Raw genomic sequence first — 5,745 nt, 5'->3', positions numbered from 1 at the left:
GCCCCTGGGCCCCGGGGTCTGGGGCGGAGCCCCCCACGCGGCGGAGCCGCATATCGTCAGGTGTTGGGAAGGGGCGGGGAGGGGAGCGGCCCGCCGCAGACGTCAAGACCCGTCGGACCCCGCGTAGGCCGGGCCGCCCGGCGCGGTCAGTGGTACTGGTGGACCACCGCGTGCCCCTTGCCCCGCCCGATCATCCACTTGTTGACCGGCGTGGTGATCAGGAACGCCACCACGAACGACAGGGCCAGGCTGACCCAGAAGAGAACGTCCGACAGCGTCGCGTCCATCGCGCCCGGGAAGACGACGATCGTCGCGTTGTCGGCCAGCTCCATGATGGTGATCGATACGGTGTCGGCCGCCAGCGCCACCCGCAGCGCGCTGCGCACATCGAGCCCCGCCCGCAGCACGCCCCGCATTGTCAGGGAGTAGCCGAAGACGAAGGCGAGCACGATCGCCAGGATCATGGTCGGGACGTTGTGCCAGGCCAGGGCCGTGCCGATGGCCATGCCCACGACCTCGCCGATGGCGCAGCCGGTGAGGCAGTGCAGGGTGGCCTGGGCGGCCATCGACCAGCTCGTCGCGCCCCCATGGTGTTCCTGGTGTCCATGGTCTTGGTGCTCATGAGGTCCGCTGTGCGTGTGCTCATGCTGTCGCATGTCCGTACCCCCAGCGTTGATCGCGGTTTCGTCGACCAGCGTCAACGCTATACCCCCTAGGGGTATTCCTCAATTGGCGCGCAGCTCCTTCAGCCGGGCCACATCCGCCGCATGCCCCTCCGTACCGCCCGGCGTCTCGATCACCAGCGGCACCCCGTCGGTCGCGGGGTGGGTGAACAGCTCGCGGAACGGCTCCGCCCCGATGTGCCCGGCGCCGATGTTCGCGTGCCGGTCCTTGTGGGCGCCGACCACGTCCTTGGAGTCATTGGCGTGGATCAGCCTGAGCCGCCCCTCACCGGCGACGGCCACCAGCTCGTCCAGCGTCTGCTTCACACCGCCCGGGGCGGCGAGGTCATGGCCCGCCGCGAACACATGGCAGGTGTCCAGGCAGACCCCCAGCCGCGGATGCCGGTCCAGCGCCTCGACATACGGGCCCAGATCCTCCACCAGCGCGCACAGCGAGGTGCCCTGCCCGGCGGTCGGCTCCAGCAGCAGCCAGGGGTCGTCGTCCCGGGTCAGCTCGTCCAGCAGCGGCAGCACCCGCTCCCGTACCTGCGCGATCGCGGTGGCACGCGGGCGTCCCCCGGTCGCCGAGCCGGTGTGCACGACCACGCCGAGCGCGCCGATCTCCCGGCCGCGCCGGAGCGAATGGCGCAGGGACTCCACGGAGCGTTCGGCCGTGGCCTCGGTGTGCGAACCGAAGTTGATCAAGTAGGGGGCGTGGACGTACACCGGTATCGACCGCTCGGCGCAGCCGGCGCGGAATGCCTCGTCCTGGGCGGGCGTACCGGCCGGAGTGGCCCAGCCGCGCGGATTGGCTACGAAGACCTGGACGGTCTCGGCGCCGATGTCGGCGGCGTGCGCCAGACCGACGGTGGCCAGGCCGCCGGCCACACGGATATGGCCACCGATGGGGTTGCGGATGCGATGCGTACTCACGTCATCAAGGGTCCCAGGTGCGAAGGGCCCGCGTTGTCGCCCCTCGGCGAGGTTATGGCCCCGGGCCGGGATCAGGCTATGGCCCCCGGGCCGGGATCCGCTGTCGGTGGGTGCCCCTACTGTGACGTACATGACTCTGCTGAGCTTTGACCGTCGCTGCTCCGAGATCGTCGCGCAGACCCAGCTGCTGCGGGGCTCGATCGAGGGCGCGGATCTGACCCGCCCCGTGCCCACCTGCCCCGGCTGGAACGTCGGGCAGCTGCTGCGTCATCTCGGCGGGACCCATCGGTGGGCCGAGGAGCTGGTGCGCACCCGGGCCACCGAAGCGCTGCCCGATGAGCACTTCCGCGATCTGTCGGCGTACGCGGAGGAGGACCCCGCCGAGCTCGCCCCCTGGCTGGTCGAGGGCGCTCAGATACTGGCGGACACGCTGCGCGAGGCGGGGCCCGAGGCGCGGCTGTGGACCCCGGTGCCGGACTTCGGGCAGGTCGCCGGAGGGCGCGCGGACTTCTACGCCCGCCGCTTCACCCATGAGACGGCGGTCCACCGGGCCGACGCGGTCCTGGCCCTCGGCGCGGAGTACACCCTCGACCAGGAGGTGGCTCTGGACGGGTTCGACGAGTGGCTGGCGCTCGGCTCGCTGCCGATGCACTTCGAGATCCACCCCTGGATGCGCGAGCTGCTCGGCCCCGGCCGCACCCTGCACTTCCACGCGACCGACACCGCGCCGGAGGTGGCGGCGGAGTGGGTGGTCGACCTCACCGGCGACGCGATCACCTGGCGGCGGGCGCATGAGAAGGCCGCGGTCGCGGTGCGCGGGCCGCTGACCGACCTGCTGCTGATCATCTACAAGCGTCGCCCGGCCCGCGGCGCGGGCGTCGAGATCCTGGGCGATGAGAAGCTGCTGGACTTCTGGCTGGAGCGGGTCAGCTTCGGATGAGCGGCCGGACAGGTGGCGTTCGCCGGATGAGCGGCCGGACGGATGGCGTCGGCCGTCCGGCCGCCGCCATCCGTCCCCGAGCCCTCTAGAACACGCCGCCCTTGGTCCTGATGGTGATCGTGCTGCCCTTGGGCGCCTCGTCGCCGCCCTCCACCGACTGGTCCTGCACCTTGTCCCCGGGGAACAGCAGCGCCTTCTCGACGTCCACCTTGAACCCGGCGTCCTCCAGCTCCGCCTTGGCGTCGTCCACGTTCTTCCCCGTGACGTCCGGTACCTCGACCATCTGCACGCCCTTGGAGACCGTCAGCGTCACCGTGTCGCCCTTGGCGGCCTCGTCGTCCGTCGACGGGGACTGCTCGGCGACCGAGCCCTTGTCCTCCTCCGAGAACACCTGCTCGTCGGCGATCTTCACCTTGAAGCCCTCGTCCTCCAGCGTGGACCGGGCCTCGTCGACCGAATCGCCCACCACGTCCGGGATGTCGACCGGCTGGCCCTTGCTGACCACGATCGACACGGGAGTCTCGGGGCGGCGCACCGAGTCGGGGGCCGGGCTGGTGGAGAGGACCGAGCCCTGGGCCGTCTCACTGCTGAAGCGGCCGGTGACCTTGCCGACCGTCAGCCCCTGGTCAGCGATCTTCCGCTTGGCCTCGGCGAGCGGCATGCCCACCACATTGGGCACCTCGGCCCGCGGGCGCCCCTGGGAGACCCGGATGGTCACGGTGCCGGTGTCGCGGACGCGCTCACCCGGGCCGGGCTTGGAGCCGATCACCTTCCCCTTGGGGATGACATCGCTGAACTCGTTGACGACCTTCACATCGAGACCCGCGCCGTGCAGCTTCTTCTCGGCCTCCGCCTGGGTCTTCCGCAGCACCGGCGGGACCTCGGTGAACTGGCCGACGCTGATGTACCAGACCCCGACGCCGAGGGCGATCGCCAGCAGCACCGCGGCGGCGATCGTCACGATCCCGCGCCGCGGCAACGGGCCCCGGCCGCCGCGGCCGCCCCGGCGGTGCCCCTCCTGCCGGAGCGGTTCCGGGGGCAGCTCCAGACGGCTGGTGTGGTTGAGCTGGTCCTGGTCGTCGGCGGCCGCCGACGGACGCGGAATCACCGCCGTACGATTCTCGGACCCGGCCGAGTGGTCCTCCTTGGCCTGCGGCGGCACCGCGTCCAGCTGGTCGTCGGTCAGCGCGGCCCGCACCGCGCGGGTCGTGCTCAGCAGCGCGACGGCGTCGGCGGGGCGCGCCTCGACGGCGCGCGCGGTGGCCGAGGCCACCAGCGCGTCCAGCTCCGGGGCGACCCCGGGGGCGAGGGCGGAGGGCGCCGGGACGTCCTCGTTCAGATGCTGATAGAGGACCTGCGCCGGGGTGCTGCCGCCGTGCGGCTTGGCGCCGGTCAGCATCTCGTACAGCACCACACCGCAGGCGTAGACATCGGCGCGGGTGTCGGCCGTGCCGTGCTCGATCTGCTCGGGCGCGAGGTACGAGACGGTGCCGAGGACGCTGCCGGTGGAGGCGCTGGTGTTGGTGTCCACCGCCCGGACCAGGCCGAAGTCGGCGACCTTGACCCGGCCGTCGTCCCCGATCAGCACGTTCTCAGGCTTCATGTCGCGGTGGACGAAACCGGCGCGGTGGGCCGCCCCGAGCGCGGCCAGCACCGGCTCCAGGATGTCCAGCGCGGCGCGCGGATGCAGGGCCCCGCGCGCGCGGAGCACATCGCGCAGGGTGCAGCCGGAGACGTACTCCATGGCCAGATAGACATGGCCGCCGTCCGCTCCCTGGTCGTAGACGGCGACCACATTGGCGTGCGCGAGTCTCGCGACGGACTTCGCCTCCCGGATGAAACGTTCGACGAAGGCGGCGTCGGAGGCGAGGCTCTGATGCATCACCTTCAGCGCGAGCACACGGTCCAGCCGGGTGTCGACGGCCCGGTAGACCGTCGCCATCCCGCCAACGGCGATGCGCGCCTCGACGCGGTAGCGGCCGTCGAGCTCCTGCCCGACGAGGGGGTCCTGGAGGGTCGTATCCACGGGGGAAGTCTACGAGGCGCCGATATCGGCCAGGACCGCCTGCCCCAGGTGGGGCGGGCACTGCAGCGGAACGGTGACACCGGCGGGTCAGTTGTGCGACGCGGCGGCGATCGCGGCCAGCTCCTCCAGCGCGGAGGTCCAGGACAGCGTGGCGTACTCGGCGTGCTTGGCCTTGGCGTCCTCGGGGACGGCCAGGGCGCGGATACCGCTCTCCGCGAACCGCAGCCGGGTGCCCCGCCCCTCGGGCGAGAGCGCGAACTCCACGAGGGTGGCTTCGCCGGGGCCCGAGGGGGCGTGATCGGGCTCCAGGGCCAGCCGGAACCGGAAGAGGGTGTCCGGGACCGCCCGCTCGACCAGGCCGTGGAACTCTCCGTGCTCATCCCAGCGGAACCGGAGCCGCCCGCCGGGGTGCGGATCGATCTCGCAGCCGCCGGGGGCGTACCAGGCCCGGATGTGCTCGGGCGTCGTCAGCACCCGCCACACCCGGTCGATCGGCGCCGGTACGTATACCTCGCGCTCGATCCGGTCGTCCACGGTCACGGTCACGGCGACCACCTCCGGGCTGTGGGCTGCTCCCTCCCTCCACGGTAGGACCCGAGGGGCCTGGACACCGGCCCTGGCGGGCTTGGGTATCGGTCCTGGCGGGTCTGGGCATGGGTCCTGGCGGGTCTGGGCACCGGTCCCGGCGGGCTTGGGCATGGGTCCTGGCGGGTCTGGGCATCGGTCCTGGCGGGCTTGGGCATGGGTCCTGGCGGGTCTGGGCATCGGTCCTGGCGGGCTTGGGCATGGGTCCTGGCGGGTCTGGGCACCGGTCCCGGCGGGCTTGGGCATGGGTCCTGGCGGGTCTGGGCATCGGTCCTGGCGGGCTTGGACATCGGCTCCGGCGGGCTTGGGCATCGGTCCTGGCGGGCTTGGACATCGGCTCCGGCGGGCTTGGACACCGGCCCCGGCGGGCCCGGTCACGGCCCCAAGGGGCCCGGCCCCGCCGTACACGGCCCCGCGGGACACGGCCCTTCGAGACACGGCCCTTCGAGATGCGGCCCTGCGGGACATGGCCCCGCCGGACACGGCCCTGGGGGGCGCGGCGGGCCCCCGCCCGGCCCCGGGGGGGGGGGGGGGCGGGGGGAACGGGCCCCGCGGGGGCCCGGCGCGGGGGGGGGGGGGGGGCCCCCCCCGCCCCCCCC

Annotated in this window: 5 protein-coding genes; 1 reads left to right on the top strand and 4 read right to left on the bottom strand. The window is 72.7% G+C overall.

The window, feature by feature from the left end:
- Positions 1–146 precede the first annotated feature (146 nt).
- A complete protein-coding gene (locus ACFXB5_RS52140) occupies positions 147–656 on the bottom strand; it encodes a DUF4396 domain-containing protein (RefSeq protein WP_385222775.1) in 510 nt (169 codons plus the stop codon).
- A 69-nt stretch (positions 657–725) separates the two neighbouring features.
- Positions 726–1,595: a deoxyribonuclease IV gene (locus ACFXB5_RS52135; RefSeq protein WP_385222772.1), complete on the bottom strand. Its 870-nt coding sequence runs from the start codon at positions 1,593–1,595 to the stop codon at positions 726–728.
- 130 nt (positions 1,596–1,725) lie between these two features.
- On the opposite strand from ACFXB5_RS52135, the gene ACFXB5_RS52130 reads away from it, so the two are divergent.
- Positions 1,726–2,535 carry a maleylpyruvate isomerase family mycothiol-dependent enzyme gene (locus tag ACFXB5_RS52130; protein ID WP_385222769.1) on the top strand — a complete coding sequence of 270 codons (810 nt, stop codon included), beginning with the start codon at positions 1,726–1,728 and terminating at the stop codon, positions 2,533–2,535.
- Positions 2,536–2,620: 85 nt separating this feature from the next.
- On the opposite strand, the gene pknB is transcribed toward ACFXB5_RS52130, so the two are convergent.
- Positions 2,621–4,561 (bottom strand): Stk1 family PASTA domain-containing Ser/Thr kinase, encoded by a 1,941-nt coding sequence (gene pknB, locus ACFXB5_RS52125; protein ID WP_385222766.1) that lies wholly within the window; start codon positions 4,559–4,561, stop codon positions 2,621–2,623.
- A gap of 87 nt (positions 4,562–4,648) precedes the next feature.
- Positions 4,649–5,107, bottom strand: coding sequence for an SRPBCC domain-containing protein (locus tag ACFXB5_RS52120; RefSeq protein WP_385222764.1), 459 nt, complete (start codon positions 5,105–5,107; stop codon positions 4,649–4,651).
- Positions 5,108–5,745 lie beyond the last annotated feature (638 nt).

The sequence above is a fragment of the Streptomyces sp. NPDC059455 genome (assembly GCF_042750115.1).
GTDB classification, from domain to species: Bacteria; Actinomycetota; Actinomycetes; order Streptomycetales; family Streptomycetaceae; genus Streptomyces; species Streptomyces endocoffeicus.
The sequence above is the reverse complement of the archived record's forward strand: the minus strand, read 5'-3'. Positions and strand labels throughout refer to the sequence as shown.